18 protein-coding genes and 1 tRNA gene are annotated in these 17,319 nt (G+C 69.0%); 15 read left to right on the top strand and 4 right to left on the bottom strand.

What is annotated here, in order from left to right; genetic code table 11:
* Positions 1–28 precede the first annotated feature (28 nt).
* The 9 genes from BMX96_RS05255 (at position 29) to BMX96_RS05215 (ending at position 8,997) form a co-directional block, all read left to right on the top strand.
* Complete coding sequence (locus tag BMX96_RS05255; protein WP_091844558.1) at positions 29–1,105, top strand: branched-chain amino acid ABC transporter permease; 1,077 nt, start codon at positions 29–31, stop codon at positions 1,103–1,105.
* A gap of 97 nt (positions 1,106–1,202) precedes the next feature.
* The gene (locus BMX96_RS05250; RefSeq protein ID WP_091844557.1) at positions 1,203–2,486 is read left to right on the top strand and encodes an ABC transporter substrate-binding protein; all 1,284 of its coding nucleotides are present in this window, start codon (positions 1,203–1,205) and stop codon (positions 2,484–2,486) included.
* A gap of 238 nt (positions 2,487–2,724) precedes the next feature.
* Positions 2,725–3,786 carry a patatin-like phospholipase family protein gene (locus BMX96_RS05245; RefSeq protein WP_175481664.1) on the top strand — a complete coding sequence of 354 codons (1,062 nt, stop codon included), beginning with the start codon at positions 2,725–2,727 and terminating at the stop codon, positions 3,784–3,786.
* Between the two features lie 26 nt (positions 3,787–3,812).
* Positions 3,813–4,664 carry an ABC transporter ATP-binding protein gene (locus BMX96_RS05240; RefSeq protein WP_091844555.1) on the top strand — a complete coding sequence of 284 codons (852 nt, stop codon included), beginning with the start codon at positions 3,813–3,815 and terminating at the stop codon, positions 4,662–4,664.
* A gap of 132 nt (positions 4,665–4,796) precedes the next feature.
* The gene (locus BMX96_RS05235) at positions 4,797–6,005 is read left to right on the top strand and encodes a phenylacetate--CoA ligase family protein (RefSeq protein ID WP_091844838.1); all 1,209 of its coding nucleotides are present in this window, start codon (positions 4,797–4,799) and stop codon (positions 6,003–6,005) included.
* A 3-nt stretch (positions 6,006–6,008) separates the two neighbouring features.
* Entirely contained in the window at positions 6,009–7,664 is a 1,656-nt protein-coding gene (locus BMX96_RS05230; RefSeq protein WP_091844554.1) for a peptidoglycan-binding domain-containing protein, read from the top strand.
* Positions 7,661–8,140: a DUF6173 family protein gene (locus tag BMX96_RS05225; RefSeq protein ID WP_091844553.1), complete on the top strand. Its 480-nt coding sequence runs from the start codon at positions 7,661–7,663 to the stop codon at positions 8,138–8,140. Before BMX96_RS05230 ends, BMX96_RS05225 begins: the two co-directional genes overlap by 4 nt.
* 96 nt (positions 8,141–8,236) lie before the next feature.
* Positions 8,237–8,371 (top strand): aa3-type cytochrome c oxidase subunit IV, encoded by a 135-nt coding sequence (locus tag BMX96_RS05220; RefSeq protein ID WP_073129476.1) that lies wholly within the window; start codon positions 8,237–8,239, stop codon positions 8,369–8,371.
* Positions 8,372–8,376: 5 nt separating this feature from the next.
* Positions 8,377–8,997: a hypothetical protein gene (locus BMX96_RS05215; RefSeq protein WP_073129477.1), complete on the top strand. Its 621-nt coding sequence runs from the start codon at positions 8,377–8,379 to the stop codon at positions 8,995–8,997.
* A gap of 28 nt (positions 8,998–9,025) precedes the next feature.
* On the opposite strand, the gene BMX96_RS05210 is transcribed toward BMX96_RS05215, so the two are convergent.
* Together BMX96_RS05210 and BMX96_RS05205 are read right to left on the bottom strand one after the other, a co-directional pair.
* Complete coding sequence (locus tag BMX96_RS05210) at positions 9,026–9,349, bottom strand: AzlD domain-containing protein (protein ID WP_091844552.1); 324 nt, start codon at positions 9,347–9,349, stop codon at positions 9,026–9,028.
* Entirely contained in the window at positions 9,346–10,053 is a 708-nt protein-coding gene (locus BMX96_RS05205; RefSeq protein ID WP_091844551.1) for an AzlC family ABC transporter permease, read from the bottom strand. The genes BMX96_RS05210 and BMX96_RS05205 overlap by 4 nt, the downstream gene beginning before the upstream one ends.
* Positions 10,054–10,102: 49 nt before the next feature.
* Here BMX96_RS05205 and fdhD point away from each other — a divergent pair, with 49 nt between their 5' ends.
* From fdhD to BMX96_RS05185, 4 genes are read left to right on the top strand one after another with little or no spacing between them, the layout of a single operon-like run.
* Entirely contained in the window at positions 10,103–11,008 is a 906-nt protein-coding gene (fdhD, locus tag BMX96_RS05200; RefSeq protein WP_236736966.1) for a formate dehydrogenase accessory sulfurtransferase FdhD, read from the top strand.
* 43 nt (positions 11,009–11,051) lie between these two features.
* Complete coding sequence (gene mobA, locus BMX96_RS05195; RefSeq protein ID WP_091844550.1) at positions 11,052–11,654, top strand: molybdenum cofactor guanylyltransferase MobA; 603 nt, start codon at positions 11,052–11,054, stop codon at positions 11,652–11,654.
* Complete coding sequence (gene mobB, locus BMX96_RS05190; RefSeq protein ID WP_091844549.1) at positions 11,651–12,145, top strand: molybdopterin-guanine dinucleotide biosynthesis protein B; 495 nt, start codon at positions 11,651–11,653, stop codon at positions 12,143–12,145. Before mobA ends, mobB begins: the two co-directional genes overlap by 4 nt.
* Positions 12,142–14,238, top strand: a complete 2,097-nt coding sequence (locus tag BMX96_RS05185; RefSeq protein WP_091844548.1) for a molybdopterin-binding protein — start codon at positions 12,142–12,144, stop codon at positions 14,236–14,238. Before mobB ends, BMX96_RS05185 begins: the two co-directional genes overlap by 4 nt.
* Here BMX96_RS05185 and lipB read toward each other — a convergent pair.
* Complete coding sequence (gene lipB, locus BMX96_RS05180; RefSeq protein ID WP_091844547.1) at positions 14,214–14,897, bottom strand: lipoyl(octanoyl) transferase LipB; 684 nt, start codon at positions 14,895–14,897, stop codon at positions 14,214–14,216. The two genes, BMX96_RS05185 and lipB, sit on opposite strands and share 25 nt — an antisense overlap.
* 150 nt (positions 14,898–15,047) lie before the next feature.
* On the opposite strand from lipB, the gene BMX96_RS05175 reads away from it, so the two are divergent.
* Positions 15,048–16,403 (top strand): peptidoglycan-binding domain-containing protein, encoded by a 1,356-nt coding sequence (locus tag BMX96_RS05175; RefSeq protein WP_091844546.1) that lies wholly within the window; start codon positions 15,048–15,050, stop codon positions 16,401–16,403.
* Between the two features lie 114 nt (positions 16,404–16,517).
* Positions 16,518–16,603, top strand: a tRNA-Leu gene (locus tag BMX96_RS05170).
* Positions 16,604–16,618: 15 nt separating this feature from the next.
* Here BMX96_RS05170 and gph read toward each other — a convergent pair.
* Complete coding sequence (gene gph / locus BMX96_RS05165) at positions 16,619–17,269, bottom strand: phosphoglycolate phosphatase (protein ID WP_330220629.1); 651 nt, start codon at positions 17,267–17,269, stop codon at positions 16,619–16,621.
* Positions 17,270–17,319 lie beyond the last annotated feature (50 nt).

The raw sequence follows: 17,319 nt of genomic DNA, 5'->3' as shown, positions 1-17,319 counted from the left end.
CCCGCGACATGGGAAGGGAGGGTGCGTGATGCTCTATCGTGAGGCGGGCGACTTCAAGACGACCTACCGCGAGGACGGGCAGACCTTCCCGATCCGGCTGGACCGCACGGCCTATTTCGCGATCCTGGCGGTGGCTGCGCTGTTCGTGCCTTTCGTCATCAACGACTACTGGCTGAACGCGGTGCTTCTGCCGTTCCTGATATACGCCATCGCGGCCATGGGGCTGAACATCCTGACGGGATATTGCGGGCAGGTGAGCCTGGGCACCGGCGCCTTCATGGCGGTTGGGGCCTATGCCTGTTACAAGCTGATGACGGCGTTTCCCGACATCAACATCGCGATCCACATCGTCCTGTCGGGTTTCATCACCGCCGGGGTGGGCATGCTGTTCGGGCTGCCGTCGCTCCGGATCAAGGGGTTCTACCTGGCCGTGGCCACGCTGGCGGCGCAGTTCTTCCTGGTCTGGCTCTTCAACCGGGTGCCGTGGTTCTACAACTACTCGGCCTCTGGGCAGATCAACGCCCCCGAGCGCACGCTGGCGGGCTTCCGCATCACCGGGCCCGAGACGCAGGCCTGGGCCGTCTACCTTTTCTGCCTGGTCTTCGTGGTGGCGTCTGCCTGGATCTGCCGCAACCTCACCCGCGGGGCCATGGGGCGCAAGTGGATGGCGATCCGCGACATGGACATCGCGGCCGAGATCATCGGCGTGAACCCCCTGCGCGCGAAGCTGAGCGCCTTCGGGGTGTCATCCTTCTTCGTCGGTATCTCGGGCGCGCTGTTCTTCAGCGTCTACCTGGGCGCGGTCGAGGTGGGCGAGGCCTTCGGCATCAACAAGTCGTTCCTGGTGCTGTTCATGGTCATCATCGGCGGATTGGGATCGATCCTGGGAAGTTTCCTCGGCGCAGCCTTCATGGTGCTGCTGCCGGTGCTGCTGAAGAACGTGCTGGTGGGCGGGCTGGGCTGGCCGACGGACCTGGCGGCGCACCTGGAATACATGATCGTCGGCGGGCTGATCATCTTCTTCCTGATCGTCGAGCCGCACGGGCTGGCGCAGCTGTGGCGCATCACGAAGGAGAAGTTGAGATTGTGGCCGTTCCCGCACTAGGCTCGGTCACCGCCCGGGAACCCGGGCCAAAAGAGACGTCCGAACTCCGGGCGCAACACTGACGGTCCCGCGCAACGGGACTTGGGAGGAAGACCAAATGAAGAAGACCCTGACAACCCTGGCGCTGGGCGCCACACTGGCCGCGGGACCCGCGCTGGCCGAGCTGACCTTCCCGTCGCTCAGCTATCGCACCGGGCCCTACGCGGCGAACGGCATTCCCTTCGCCGACGGCTACGCAGACTATTTCGCCATGCTCAACGAGCGCGACGGCGGCATCGGCGGCGAGCGCATCAACATGATCGAGTGCGAGACCGGCTACAACACCGAGAAGGGCGTCGAGTGCTACGAGGCCACCAAGGGCGAGGGCGCGCTCGTCTACCAGCCCCTGTCCACCGGGATTACCTACCAGCTGATCCCGCGAGTCAGCGCCGACGGCATCCCCATGCACACGCTGGGCTATGGCCGGACGAGCGCGTCGAACGGCGAGGTCTTTCCGTGGGTCTTCAACTATCCCGCCACCTACTGGGACGGCGCGTCGGTCGCCATCAAGTACCTGCTGGACGAGAACGGTGGTGACCTGAGCGGCAAGAAGATCGCGCTGGTCTACCACAACTCGGCCTACGGCAAGGAGCCGATCCGCACCCTGACCGAGCTGTCGGAAGAGCATGGCTTCGAGCTGCTGGAGCTGCCGGTCGACCACCCCGGCCAGGAGCAAAAGTCGCAGTGGCTGCAGATCCGCCGTGAGCGCCCCGACAACGTGATCATGTGGGGCTGGGGCGTGATGAACCAGGTCGCCATCCAGGAGGCCGTGAACATCCGCTATCCCATGGACCAGTTCATCGGCATCTGGTGGTCCGGGTCCGAGAACGACGTGCGCCCGGCGGGCGAGGGCGCCGATGGCTACAAGGCGCTGAACTTCCACGCCGTCGGATCGGATTTCGAGCTTTACGACGACCTCGAGGAATACGTCTGGTCCAAGGGCAACGCGGCCGGCGCGGGCGATCAGCACGGCACCGTGCTGTATAACCGTGGCCTTTATGCCGCGATGATCGCCGCCGAGGGCGCGCGCAAGGCGCAGGAGATCCATGGCACCAGCGCCATCACCCCCGCGATGATGCGAGACGGGCTGGAGCAGCTGGAGATGACCGAGGAAAGCATGGCCGAGCTGGGCCTTGCCGGCTTCGGCCCCACCTTCAGCGCCTCGTGCGAGAACCACGGCGGGTCCGGCCGCGCCGCGATCAACCAGTGGAACGCGAGCGAGGGCAAGTGGGAGGTCCTGACCGACTACATCCAGTCGGACCAGGAGCTGATCGCGCGGCTCGTCCAGGAAGACTCGATGGCCTACGCCGAAGAGAACAACATCGAACTGGCCTGCCAGTAATCGGCGTATGCGCGTCGCTGAAACATGCGATCACGGCCGGAGCGGCGCACGCTGCCCCGGCCTTTTTCGTCCGTCGGTCGGAGCGCTTCTGCTGGGCCTTGCCCTCGGCGGGTGCAGCTTCGAACGGGCGCCGCCCCGGATGTGCGGCCCGACGGCCGTCGATCGGGCCGTCGCGCCGGTATCGCAATCGACAACCGATCCCGCGCTGATCGCCCCGCCGCCGGACGGTGCGGGGGGAATGTTGATCACGATGGGCGAAGCCCGCGCGCGCGTGGCCGACACGATCCGCGACCGGGCTGCGACCACAGGCGATCGGACGCCGCTGACTCTGCGCGTGCTGGTCCTGTCGGCAGGCGGGCAGTACGGCGCCTACGGCGCCGGGTTCCTGACGGGTTGGTCTCAGAACGCGCGGACGCCGCGGCCCGCCTTTGATCTTGTCACGGGGGTGAGCGCAGGTGCGATCCTGTCGGTGGTCGCGCAGGCCGGTCCTCGATTCGATCCGCTGCTGTCCCCTTGGAACGGGCTTGACGAGCCATCGGTCCTGCGCCGCATTCGCGGCCCGGGCCTGTTGCGCGCGCCCGCATTGTCGGACCCCGCGCCGCTGGAACGGCTGATCCGCACGCAGCTGAGCGATGATCTTATCGCGGCGCTGGGTGCGCGCGATACCGATGGCGCACGCACCCTGATCTCGGCCGTCGATCTGGAAAGTACACGCGCGCAGGTCTTCGATCTTGGCGCGCTGGCCGGATCGAACCTGCCGATCGATCGCAAACGCGATTGCCTGACTGAGACTCTTCTGGCCTCGGCCGCCGTTCCGGGCCTGTTCCCGCCGCGCAATATCGACGGGCGACTGTATTACGACGGCGGCCTTCGCGACCAGCTGTTCCTTGCGTCGGTCGACGCGGCCCGGGACGAGGTCGCGCGCGAAACCGGGCGTCAAGTCACGGTCGAGGCGCGCGTGGTGCTGAACGGCGCGCTGGACCTGCCTGACGGCCCGGTGCGAGATACGCTTCCCGATTATTTCCTGCGCGCCTTCCGGATCCTCGGGGACGAGGTGCTGCGCAATTCGGTGTCGCGCGTGATCGACTTCGCCGCCAAGCGTCCCCACTGGCGGCTGAGCGGCGTGGTCGGTCAGGTCGACCTTGCCGCCTGCGGCGACAGCGCCCTGGCCTTCGACGCTTGCGTCACGGGCGCGTTGTTTCGCCAGGGCCTGGCGGATGGCCGGGCGGTGCCCATCGACTGGCTCGGGCCCGCGGAGCTCGGGGCGCTTGCGCTCAGCCCCGGCGCCGGGACAGAGTAAGTAGTCAGGAGAGGAGAGCTACGCCAATGTCACATACCCAGACCTTAAGCCGCGAGGCGGCCGGGGAGGACGGCGACGACGCCCTGCTCGAGGTGCGCAATATCGAGGTGATCTACAACTCGGTCATCCTGGTGCTGAAAGGCGTGAGCCTGAAGGTGCCGAAGGGCGGGATCACCGCGCTTCTGGGCGGCAACGGCGCGGGCAAGACCACCACGCTGAAGGCGATCTCGAACCTGCTGAAATCCGAGCGGGGCGAGGTCACGAAGGGCCAGATCCTGTATCGCGGCGAGCGGGTGCAGGACATGCTGCCCTCGGACCTGGTGAAGCGCGGCGTCATCCAGGTGATGGAAGGCCGCCACTGCTTCGAGCACCTGACCATCGAGGAAAACCTTTTGACGGGTGCCTACACCCGTGGCGACGGGCGCACGAAAGTCGAGGAGGACCTGGAGCTGGTCTATACCTATTTCCCGCGGCTGAAGGAACGGCGGAAGAGCCAGGCCGGCTACACCTCGGGCGGCGAGCAGCAGATGTGCGCCATCGGCAGGGCGCTGATGTCGCGCCCCGAGACGATCCTGCTGGACGAGCCGTCCATGGGTCTTGCGCCCCAGCTGGTCGAGGAGATCTTCGGCATCGTCAAGGATCTGAACGAGCGCGAGAGCGTGAGCTTCCTTCTGGCCGAGCAGAACACCAACGTCGCGCTGCGCTTCGCCCACCAGGGTTACATCCTGGAGTCGGGACGCGTGGTGATGGACGGCAAGGCGTCGGACCTGCGCGAGAACCCGGATGTGAAGGAGTTCTACCTCGGCATGTCCGACGAGGGCCGCAAGTCGTTCCGCGACACGCGGTCCTATCGCCGCCGCAAGCGCTGGCTGTCGTGAGGGGCGGGGGCGCGCCCCCCGATCTCCAAGAGGTATTTTCGGAAAGATGAAGGGACGGGCAGGCGCGTTATCGGATAACGGTGGCGCGTCTTTGGCTTTCGGGCGCCCATGGCCCATGTGGAGGAGACGATGATGACCGATCTGGAATTCAGGAGCGTCGAGGCGCGCGCCGCCGACCTGGCCGAGGCGCTGCCGGCGCAAATCGCGCGGGCGCAGGCGTTGCCAGGCAACGGCGCGTTGGCCGATGTGGCCGTAGCGGGAGTGACCGATGCGGCGGCGCTGGCCGCGCTACCCGTCCTGCGCAAGGCCGATCTTGTGGCCGCCCAGCAGGCCGCGCCACCGCTGGGGGGATATGCGGCGCCGCTCGACCGCTTCACCCATGTGTTCCAGTCGCCGGGTCCGATCTACGAGCCCGGGCGCATAGACGGCGACTGGTTCCGCCTTGGCCGGTTCCTGCGCGCTTGCGGCGTGGGCGCGGGCGACGTGGTGCAGAACTGTTTCGGCTACCACCTGACGCCCGCGGGCATGATGTTCGAATCCGGCGCGCGGGCGGTGGGCGCCATCGTCCTGCCGGCGGGGACCGGCCAGACCGAGCTGCAAGTCCGCGCCGCCGCGCAGATGGGCGTGACGACCTATGCCGGCACGCCGGATTACCTGAAAGTGCTTCTCGACAAGGCTGACGAGCTGGGCCTGCATCTCGGGATCGACAAGGCCGCCGTGTCGGGCGGTGCGCTGTTCCCGTCCCTGCGCGAGGCCTATGCAGAGCGGGGGATCGCCTGCCTGCAGTGCTATGCCACGGCGGACCTGGGCAACATCGCCTACGAGAGCCCGGCGATGGAGGGCATGATCGTGGACGAGGGCGTAATCGTCGAGATCGTCACCCCCGGCACCGGCGACCCGGTGCCCGAAGGCGAGGTGGGTGAGGTCGTGGTGACCACGCTGAACCCCGATTACCCGCTGATCCGGTTCGCGACCGGCGACCTGTCGGCGGTGTTGCCCGGGCAAAGCCCCTGCGGCCGCACCAACATGCGCATCAAGGGCTGGATGGGCCGCGCGGACCAGACCGCCAAGATCAAGGGCATGTTCGTCCGCCCCGAGCAGGTGGCCCAGCTGGTCGCCAGCCTGCCCGAGGTCGACCGGGCGCGCGTCACGGTCACCCGGATGGGCGACGCCGACGCGATGGAAGTCGCGCTCGAGACCGCCGAGCCGCGCGAGACCGCCACCTACGAGGCGGCGCTGCGCGACATCCTGAAACTCCGCGGGACGGTGCGCATTGCCGCCCCGGGCGACCTGCCGCGCGACGGCAAGGTCATCGACGACCAACGCGACTACGAAGGATAGACCATGGCCCCCTGGCGCCTGCTGCCGCTGCTTCTGACCCTTGCCCTGATGTTGCCTGCCGCCCTGCGCGCGCAGGAGGCCGGGTTGCTGGTGGGCAATGCCCGCTACGACCTGGCCGAACCGCTGCGCCGGGGGGACGCCATTCTAGACGCGCGCGACGCGCTGCGGGGCGCGGGGCTGGATCTGCAGGTGCTGGAAGATGCCGACCGGGACAGCCTGTCCACAGCGCTGCGCCAGCTGGAACAGCAGGGCCGCCGCGCCGACGGTGTGCTGGTCGCGCTGTCGGGCCGCTTCGTCAGCAGCCGCGACGAGAGCTATTACCTGCCCATCGAGGCCGAGGGCGCATCGCTGATCGACACGGCCCTGTCGGCAGTGCCGCTGTCGGCTGTCATGGGGCTCTTGTCGAACGCGCCGGGTCGCGCCGTGCTGGTGCTGGCGACGGATGATCGCGGCACGTCCAGCGGGCTGGGCCTGTCGCCGGGTATCGGGCGGCTGGACATCCCGCAGGGCGTCACCGTCATCCGCGCCACGCCCACGGCCGCGCGGGACATCCTGCGCGACACGCTGGCCCGGCCGGGCGCCGGCATCTCGGCAGGCGTGGAGGATGCGGGCGGCACGGTGCAGGGCTTCGCGCCCGGTGGACTGTCCTTCCTGCCCGAGCGAACAAGCCGCACCATCTCGATCCTGCCGGCGCAGCAGGGCCCCAGCGGGGCCGAGCGCGACCTGTGGGAGCAGGCCCAGCGCGCCGACAGCGAGGCAGGATTCATCGAGTACCTGATGGCCTATCCCGATGGCGCCTTCGTCGACCGCGCCGAGGACCGGCTGGACGACATCCGCAACGACCCCGACCGCTTGGCCCGCAGGGCCGAGGACGCGCTGGGCCTGAGCGCGTCCGAGCGGCAGGCGATCCAGCGGGACCTTGTCCTGCTGGGCTATGATACACGGGGCATCGACGGCGTGTTCGGTCCCGGCACGCGCGGCGCCATCCGCAGCTGGCAGGGCCGCGACGGGCGGACGGTGACAGGCTATCTCGACCGCGACCAGATCGCCGCGCTGGACGCGCAGGCCGCCACCCGCGCCGCCGAACTGGAGGAAGAGTCGCGCCGCCGCGCCGAACTGCGCGCTGCCGCCGAGGAGTCGTATTGGGCCGAAACCGGGCAGGGCCGCAGCATCGACGGGTTGGAGGCGTTCCTGTCGCGCTATCCCGACGGCAATTTCGCGGACGAGGCGCGCCGGCGGCTGGACGACATGCGCGGGGCCGAGGCCGACCGGGCCGAGCGGCAGGCCTGGGAGACCGCGCGCGCGCGTGACAGCGCGGCGGGCTACGCCGATTTCCTCGACCGTTTCCCGCAGGGCCGGTTCGCCGAGACGGCCCGCAACCGCCTGGACCAGCTGCGCGGGCAGGGGGCGCAGGCGAATTCCGAGGCGGAAGCGGCCGAGGCGCAGCTGGGGCTGACGTCGATCACCCGGCAGGCCATCGAACAGCGCCTGGCGGCCGAGGGGCTCGATCCCGGCAGGGTCGACGGGCAGTTCGACGAAAACACGCGCCGCGCGATCCGCCGCTACCAGGCGCAGGTGAGCCTGCCGCAGACGGGATACCTCAACCAGATCACGGTCGTCCGCCTGCTCGCCGACTCCGTGCGCCGGGTGCTGCAATGACCGGTGAAAGCGACGTGCGCACCGCCGCCGAGGCAATGGAGGACGCCATGCTGCCCCGCGCGCATGCCGTCCACAGCGACCCCGAGGCCGAGGGCATCGAGGACGCCCCGCTGCCCGCGGCGGTCACCGAAGGGCCGCGCAAGGCGAAAAGCCCGGCGGAATGGGCCTACCAGCGGATGATCCTCTACATCCAGAAGTTCGAGGAGCAGCTGGACGAAACCCACGAGGTCGCCATGGCCTTCGCCGGCGACGCGGCGGGTGTCATGCGGATCGAGGGGATGGGCTATTTCGACCCGGACATGGTGACGTTCTACGGCACCGACCCGACCGGGGCGCGCACGCAGCTGGTGCAGCATGTCACCCAGCTGTCGGTCATGCTGCGCGCGTTGCCCAAGGCGCGTGCGGACGCGGCGCCCCGGCGCATCGGCTTCCAACTGGCCGCCGATCTCGGGGCCGCCGCGCCGGCCGAGGGCTAGGTCGGCGGGATCGGTCCGCCGGGACGATTTCGCACCATGACAGCCCGTCGTGAATCGTCTATCATCCTGCCGGTAGCCAAGAGACGGAGCGCAGACATGGCCAAACATTCCCACGGTTCGATGGATATTTCCGAGCAGGAGAAGACCTTCAACGGGTTCGTCCGCTGGACCGTCCGCACGGTGGTGGTGATCATCGTCGCGCTGATCCTCCTGGCCCTGATCAACGGCTGATCTCGATGATCCGACAGTTCGTGGCGCTGTGCGCCCTCGCGCTTCTGACCGCCTGTGGCGGGGCCGACACCTTCGCGCCCGCTCCCATGGTCGAGGTCCAGCGGCGTGCCTACGTCCACGACGGCCCGGCCGAGATCACGCTTTATACCGTGATCAAGACCGAGTCCGGCGAAGGCCAGCACACCGCGCTGCTGATCAACGGCTCGCAGCGGGTTCTGTGGGATCCGGCCGGGTCATTCCGACATCCGCACGTGCCCGAGCGGGGCGACCTGCATTACGGGATCACCGAGCGGATCCGGAAGGTCTATGTCGACTATCACGTGCGTGACACGCACCACGTCATTGCGCAGACCAAGTCGGTGTCTCTGGCCCAAGCCGACCGCCTGATCGCGCTGGCCGCCGCCCACGGTTCGGCCAACCGGGCCACCTGCGCCCGCTCGACCAGCGGGATGCTGCGCGAGGTTGGTTTCGACGTAGGCTCGACCTGGTTCCCCAACGCGCTGCGGGACGATTTCGGCGCGCTTCCGGGCGTGACCTCGTTCCGGTCGGACCAGAGCAACGTGGACACGAGCCACGGCGTGACCTTCGACCCCGACTTCCAGCCGCCCGAGAACTTCTTCCTCTGATTCGCTGGTGGCTGACCGGCTCCGTCGGTCAGCCCAGCAACCACAGGAAGGTATAAAGCGACACGGCCCCGGCCGCGATCGCGGCCAGCATGTTGCGGGTGACCAGCGCCACGCCCAGCGTGAACAGCGCGGCCAGACCCCGGGCCGGGTCGAACTGCCCGTCGGTCGCCGCGGGCGACAGCACCAGCGGCGCGATGATGCCCGGGAACAGGGCGACCGGGGTATAGCGCAGCAGGCGCAGCACGAATTCCGGCAGGCGGCGCGACCCGATCAGCCCCAGGAAGGAAAAGCGGATCAGGTACGTCCCGGCGCCCAGCGCGAGGATGACGATCCAGACCTCGGCGCCGTTCATGTCCGCCGCTCCGACCAGGTTTCGACCAGTGCGCCGGTGACCATGGCCGCCCCACCGGCCAGAAGCAGACCCACGCCCGCCGGCAGGCCGGCGAAGGCCAGGCTCAGCACGATGCTGACCAGCGCCGCGCCCACATGGGCGAGCGTCCGCAGCATCGGCCCGAGCATGGCGATGAAGGTCAGCGGCAACGCGAAATCCAGCGCCCAGGCCTCGGGAATGCTCGCGCCCAGCAGGGCACCCGCCAGCGACGAGACATACCAGAGCGGAACGATGGGCGTCGCGATGCCGAAGAACAGCGCGAGCTTGGCGCGCAGGTCCATCTCCGGCCGCTGATCATAGGTCGCGCTGGCCGCCGCGAAGGTCTGGTCCACCAGCAAGTAGGCGGCGCAGGCTCGCTGCCACAGCGGCGCGGCCCCCAGATGCGGCACCAGCGCGGCCGAGTACATCGCCATCCGCAGGTTCACCGCCAGCGCGGTCACGATCACCAGCCAGGTCGCCGCGTCCTCGCCCATCAGCGACAGGGCGGTGAACTGCGCCGCGCCCGCGATGACCAGCGCCGAGAATCCCATGGTCGCCCACAAGTCCAGCCCGGCCTCGGTCGCCACCACGCCGAACAGTGCGCCGAAAGGCACGATGACCAGGATGAAGGGCAGCCCAAGCAAAACACCTTGCCCGAAGGCCGATTTCGCGGTGGTGGCGCCCATGCGGACCTCTTATCCTGATCGTCCAAACGAAAGGGGACTTGGCCCGGACATGCGCGAAGATCAAATGACATCTGGTGATGGCGGCTATCTCATCGCACCCGACCCCGACGCTGCACGGCTGACCCGCGCTGTACGCGGCGTCGATCACGAGGGCCGCGAGCAGGACATCGCGGTTGTCGAGGAACGGCCGCTGACCATTTACCTCAACGGGCAGGAGATCGTGACCGCCATGACCATCGGGGACTACCCCGAGTACCTGGCGCTGGGATTCCTACGCAACCAGGGCATGCTGCGCGACGGTGAGGCGGTGACCGGCGTCGATTACGATGACGAGCTCGAGGTCGTCGTGGTCCGCACCGACCGGCCCACCGATCACGAGGAAAAGCTGAAGAAGAAGACCCGCACCAGCGGCTGCGCCGTGGGGACCGTGTTCGGCGACATGATGGAGGGTCTCGAAGGGCTGCGCCTGCCGCAGGCCGAGGTGCGTACAAGCTGGCTTTACGCGCTGGCCGACCGGATCAACCGGACCCCGTCGCTTTACCTTACCGCGGGGGCGATCCACGGCACGGTGCTGTGCCGGCAGGATCGGCCGCTGGTCTACATGGAGGACGTGGGCCGCCACAACGCGGTGGACAAGGTGGCGGGCTGGATGCTGCGCGAGGGCGCGGACCCGGCCGACAAGATCCTCTACACCACCGGGCGGCTGACGTCCGAGATGGTGATCAAGTGCGCCCATATGGGCATCCCGGTGCTGGCCTCGCGCTCGGGCTTCACCGCCTGGGGCGTCGAGATCGCGCAGCAGGTGGGACTGACCCTCATCGGCCGGATGCGCGGCCGCCGCTTCATGTGCCTCGCGGGCGAGGAGCGGCTGGTCCGCGATGCCGACGCCGCCGGTCCCGACGAGGATCGCCGCCACCAGCGCAAGGGCCGCGACCTGTCGGAGGAGAAAACGTGAGCTTCTGCCAAGGTATCTTGCCTGACCGCGCCGGAGCGATCCGTTGACCGCGCCCCTCGGCGTCATTCTCGCGGGCGGGCAGGCCACGCGCATGGGTGGGGGCGACAAGGGCCTTCTGTCACTGGGCGACCGCAGCATCCTGGACGAGGTGATCGCCCGGCTGGCGCCGCAGGTTTCGGGGATGGCGTTGAACGCCAACGGGGACGCGGCGCGGTTTGCCGACCTCCGCCTGCCGGTCCTGCCCGACAGCGTGGCGGGGCATCCCGGGCCGCTGGCGGGTGTTCTGGCCGGGCTGGACTGGGCGGCGGGGCAGGGGGCCGACCGGATCGTGACCGTGGCCGCCGACACGCCGTTCTTCCCGCGCGACCTCGTGGCGCGGCTCGCGGCGGCAGCGGAAGACGTGCCCATCGCGCTGGCCGCCACGCGCGAGGGCGACCGCGTCTATCGCCACCCGACCTTCGGGCTCTGGCCCGTTGCCCTGCGCGACGACCTGCGTGCGGCGCTGGCGGACGGCGTGCGCAAGGTCGTCATGTGGACCGACCGGCACGGCTGCGGACAGGCGCTGTTTTCGACCGATGGCGGCGATCCATTCTTCAACGTGAATACACCCGACGACCTGGAGCAGGCCCGCGAGATGGCATCTTGAAACTCTACGGCATCACCGGCTGGAAGAACGCGGGCAAGACCGGGTTGATGGAGCGGCTGGTGGCCGAGTTCACTGCCCGCGGCCACGCGGTCTCGACCCTGAAGCACGCCCATCACAGCTTCGATGTCGATCATCCGGGCCGTGACAGCCACCGCCACCGCGAGGCCGGCGCGCAGCAGGTGCTGCTGAGCTCGGGCACGCGCTGGGCGCTCATGTCCGAGCTGCGCGGCGCACCCGAGCCGCCGATGGAGGAGCTGCTGGCCAAGCTCGCGCCCGTGGACCTGGTTCTGGTCGAGGGCTGGAAACGCGACAGCCACCCCAAGGTCGAGGCCTGGCGGCCCGAGCCGGGCAACCCGCTGATCGCGCCCGGCGACCCCACCATTCGCGCCGTTGCGGCCGGCGGCCCGGTCGAAGTGACGGACCGGCCGGTCTTCGATCTGAACGACACCGCCGCCATCGCCGATTTCATCGCGGGCGAGGTTGGGCTTTGACGGGTTTCGACACGTTCGTGGTGGTCGACTGGTCTGCGGCCAAGGGCGTCCGCACGCCAGGCAGGGACGCGATCTGGGTCGGGATCACCCGGTCCGGTCGCGACGAGGAGCCGCGCCACTTTCCCACCCGGCGCGACGCGGAGTCCTGGCTGGCCGATTTCCTGCGGGCCGAGATCGCCGCAGGACGTCGCACGCTGGTGGGGTTCGATTTCCCTTTCGGATATCCCGAGGGTTTCGCCCGGGCCGTCTGCGGCAGCGCCGATCCGCTGTCGCTGTGGGATTGGCTGGCCGACCGCATCACCGACGATGACCGGGGCGAGAACAACCGCTTCGACGTGGCCTCCGCGATCAACCGCATGTTTCCCGGCATCGGCCCCTTCTGGGGCAAGCCGCAGGAAGACGGCTATCCCGACATTCCCTATCGCGGCACGCACCGCGACGGGCATGGCATGGCAGAAAAGCGCGTCTGCGACCGCGCGGCCGGCGCGTCGTCCAGTGTCTGGCAGCTGTTTTTCAACCCGACGGTCGGAAGCCAGGCCCTGATGGGGCTACCCATGCTGTCGCGCCTGCGCCGGATCACCGGGGTCGCCGCCTGGCCGTTCGAGGACTGGGGCGAGGCGCGTGCCGTGCTGGTCGAGATCTGGCCAGGGCTGATCGAGCCGGCGGTCAAGGCGGCAGGCGACGGTATCCGCGATGCGCACCAGGTGCGGCTGCTGGCGCGGGCGCTGTCGCGTCTGCCGGCGGAAGAACTGCAAGCCATGATGCAGGTGCAGGCGCCGGAGGAGGGGTGGATCCTTGGTGCGGGCCATGGCGAGCGTTTGACCGCTTTGGCCGCGAGTTCCCTGCGGCCGCCGCCCCTTTCGAACGATTGCTTCGCGCTGCCGCCGGGCGTCGACTGGACTCCGGTGAACGACGCGCTGGCGCTGCTGCGGGACCGGCTGCGGCCGGTGACCGGCATGGAGACCGTTGCCGTCGCGCAGGCGGATGGCCGCATCCTGGCCGAGACCGCTCTGGCGCGCCGCGCCAACCCGCCGGGCGCGAACGCTGCTGTCGATGGCTACGGCTTCGCCCATGCGGCCACGGGCAAGGGGCCGCAGACCCTGCCGCTGGTCGACGGCCGGGCGGCGGCGGGGGTGCCCTATGCGGGGACTGTCCCCAATGGGCACGCGATCCGCATCCTGACCGGTGCGTTGCTGCCGGGTGGCGTGGACACGGTGGTTCTGGAGGAAGACACCCGCAGCGATGGCGCGGCGGTGGCCTTCAACGGCCCCGTCAAGCGCGGCGCCAACACGCGCCGCGCGGGCGAGGACGTGGCGGCGGGCGATGAAGCCCTTCCCGCCGGGCACCCGCTGCGCGCGCCCGACCTTGCGCTGCTGTCGGCCGTGGGGCTGGCGGACGTGCCGGTGCGCGAGCGGCTGCGTGTGGGCGTCCTTTCGACCGGCGACGAGCTTGCCGCGCCGGGCAGCACCGACGACCCGGGCCGCACCTACGATGCGAACCGGCCCATGCTGCTGGCCATGGCCGCGCGATGGGGCCACGCGGCGGTGGACCTGGGCCATGTGGCCGACGATCGGACGGCCCTGCGCGACCGGCTGGACGGGGCGGCGGCGGATGTCATCCTGACCTCGGGCGGCGCGTCGGCGGGGGACGAGGATCACGTCTCGGCCCTGTTGAGCGAAACCGGCAGCCTCACCGCCTGGCGTGTCGCGCTGAAGCCGGGACGCCCCCTGGCGCTGGGCATGTGGGACGGCAAGCCTGTGTTCGGCCTGCCCGGAAACCCGGTCGCCGCCTTCGTCTGCGCGCTGATCTTCGCGCGGCCGGCATTGTCGGTCATGGCGGGCGGACCGTGGCCCGAACCGCTGGCGCTGCAGGTGCCCGCCGGGTTCACCAAGCGAAAGAAGCCGGGGCGCCGCGAATACCTGCGCGCGCGCCTCCGGGATGGGCGGGCCGAGGTCTTCGCTTCGGAGGGGTCCGGACGAATCTCGGGGCTCAGCTGGGCCGATGGTCTGGTCGAATTGCCCGACGGCGCGGTGACCGTGACCGAGGGCGACCCGGTGCGGTTCCTGCCCTATGCTGGGTTCGGGCTGGGCTGAGGCGCGTCGCCGAAGACATCCTCGAAGCATTGGCGCAGCGCCACGTCCACGTCCGCCATGCTGACCGGCAGGCCCAGGTCGACAAGCGAGGTGACGCCGTGCTCCTTTATCCCGCAGGGCACGATACCGTCGAAGTGGCTTAGGTCCGGCTCGACGTTTAGGGACAGCCCGTGGAAGCTGACCCATTTGCGAAGCTTCACGCCGATGGCGGCGATCTTGTCCTCGGCCGGCGCGCCCGTGGCGGTGGGCGGCTTGTCGGGGCGGGTGACCCAGACCCCCACGCGCCCCTCGCGGATCTCGCCCCGCACGCCGAACCGGTCGAGCGTGGCGATCACCCACGCCTCGAGCTGGGCCACGAAGCGACGCACATCTTGCCCGCGCGCGCCCACGTCCAGCATCACGTAGACCACCCGCTGGCCGGGGCCGTGATAGGTATACTGTCCGCCGCGCCCCACTTCATGCACCGGGAACCGTTCGGGATCACGCAGGTCTTCGGCCCGGGCCGAGGTGCCGGCGGTGTAAAGCGGTGGATGTTCGAGCAGCCAGACCAGCTCGGGGGCCTCGCCCGCGCGGATTGCCGCGGCGCGTGCTTCCATGGCGGCCAAGGCCTCGGCGTAGTCCACCGGACCGTCGCTGATTTTCCATTCGACGCGGGTCATGGCGTGACAGAAGGGGCAAACCATGCCCTTTTCAAGCGCTCACCCGAAGTGAAACGCAAAAACGGTGCTAAACTGACGGCGAATCGGTCGGTGGCCACGTTGGTCGCGTATGTTTCGTCCGATCAGCCGCATTTTCCAGAGGAGCATTCGATGAAACATCGCCCCATCATTTCCGCCATTCTCGCCGCTGCCATCATCGGCGTGCCCACCACCCGCGCCAGCGCGGATGCAGGCGATTTCGTCGCCGGCGCCATCATCGGCGGAGTCCTTGGCCACGCCGTGCGCAACCAGCCGCAGAAAAAGGTCTACCGTTCGACGAAGTCGACCAAGAAGGTCTATCGCCCGACGATCCCGGCGACCCAGGCCGGACGACAGATCCAGACCTCGCTGAACTATTTCGGCTTCAATGCCGGCGGCGTGGACGGCCAGCTTGGCCGCAAGTCGCGCGACGCGATCTCGCGCTATCAGGCCTACATGGGCTACCCGGTGACCGGGAACCTGACCACGTTCGAGCAGGATCTCCTGATCAGCTCGTATAACCGGGCGCAGGCCGGCGGCTACGCAACGCAGCAGCAGATCGCCGCACAGGTGGACGGACCGCGCGGGCTGCTGAAGGTGTATCGCGCCGAGATGGCGGGCGGCACCACGGTGCAGCCGGGAACCACCATGGTCGTCGCGCCGACCCCGGTCGCGCCCGCGCCCGCGCCGGTGGTGCCGCAGACCCAGATGGTGGCAGCGCCCGCGCCTCAGCCGGTCGTCCCGGTGGCCCCTGCCGCCGTGACGGCAGCCGCTGCCCCGGCCGCCGCCGCGACCGGGCCCCTGCCCAGTCTTTTCGGGGATGACACAACGCCGAAGGCCGCGCTGTCCGAGCGGTGCCAGGCCATGGGGCTGGAGGCGGGCACGAGCTTTGCCTTCACGCCGTCCGACCGCATCACCAACCCCGATTTTGCCATGTCGCAACAATTCTGCGTCGCGCGGGCTTTCGCCATCTCGTCGGGCGAGGCGTTGGCCCAAAGCCTGGGCGCATCCGAGGACCAGGTCGCGTCGCTTTGCGACGTCTACGCCGAGCGGCTGGCCCCCTTCGTGGCCGCCGTCGAGGTGGCGAACCGCGACGCGGTGCAGACCATGGCGACGGGCTTCGTGGCCGAGGCCGGCCTGCCCGAGGCGCAACTGGCAGGGACGGCGCAGGTCTGCCTCGGTCACGGCTACGCCTCGGGTGACAGCGCCATGGCCATGGGCGCAGCGCTGCTGCTGGTCGGCACGGGGCAGGAAGCCTACGGCGAAATCCTGGGGCACCACCTGCATGCCGGCGAAGGCGTTGCCGAGAACGCGTCCCGCGCCGAGCAATGGTTCGATGCCAGCCTGTCGGCCGCCGAGACCGACCCGGTCTTCGCGCCCAGCCAGCCCGACCGCCTGAAGGTCATGTCGGCGGTCCTGTTTCCCGATCGCGCGGTGACGGTGCCCGCCTCGGCAACGTCGCTGCCCACCTTCTCGATCACCGAGTAAACGGTGATCGGACGCGGCGCGCAGGGCAACATCGCGCCGCGTCATTTCCGGTGAAACCCTCTTCACAAGGGGGACGCGACCCGTTACACCCGCGCCACCCGGCCACCGAGAGATGCGGTAGTGGCGGAATGGTAGACGCGCAGCGTTGAGGTCGCTGTGGGGTAACACCCGTGGAAGTTCGAGTCTTCTCTACCGCACCATCTCTCGGGGCCGGATCAGCCTGACATCAGCACCCGTTCGGCCAGGTCCGGAAACTGCGCCCAGTCGCCGAAGGCGGCGGCGTGGGGCAGGGCCTCGGGCGGGGTGTGGCGATAGCCTTCGGTGAACAGGACGAACGGCACATCGGCCGCCCGCGCGGTTTCGCAATCGGTTTCGCTGTCGCCGACGTAGAGGCATGTCTCGGCTCCTAGGGTTGCCATTGTGGCGTGCAGCATCTCGGGGTCGGGCTTGCGGGTGGCCAGGCTGTCGCCGCCGAACATGGCCCGCATCCGTGTATCGAGCCCGAAATGCGCCGCGACGAATCGTGCGGGGCCGATGGGTTTATTGGTGCAGATCGCCATGGTGTGACCCCGGGCCGCAACCGTGTCGAGCGCCTCGAGCGCGCCAGGATAGGGCTGCGTCAGGGCGACGGCGGTCTCGTAGCGGTCGAGAAAATCGGCCAGGATCGGGTCCTGCAAGCTGTCGTCCAGGTCCAGCGCCGCGCGGGCCCGGCTGACCAGGACAGGCGCCCCGCGGCCGATGAATCCGCGTGCCTGCTCCAGCGAAACCGAGCGTTCGTACGGTGCCAACGCGGCGTTCAGGGCCGCGTGAATATCGGGCGCCGAGTCCAAAAGTGTCCCGTCAAGATCAAAGATGATGGCCGCCACGATGCCCCCCGATGGCTTTTACATTCGCGGCAAACTAACGCATGGCCCGG

Origin of the sequence: Palleronia pelagia, assembly GCF_900110115.1 — a bacterium.
GTDB classification, from domain to species: Bacteria; Pseudomonadota; Alphaproteobacteria; order Rhodobacterales; family Rhodobacteraceae; genus Palleronia; species Palleronia pelagia.
The sequence above is the reverse complement of the archived record's forward strand: the minus strand, read 5'-3'. Positions and strand labels throughout refer to the sequence as shown.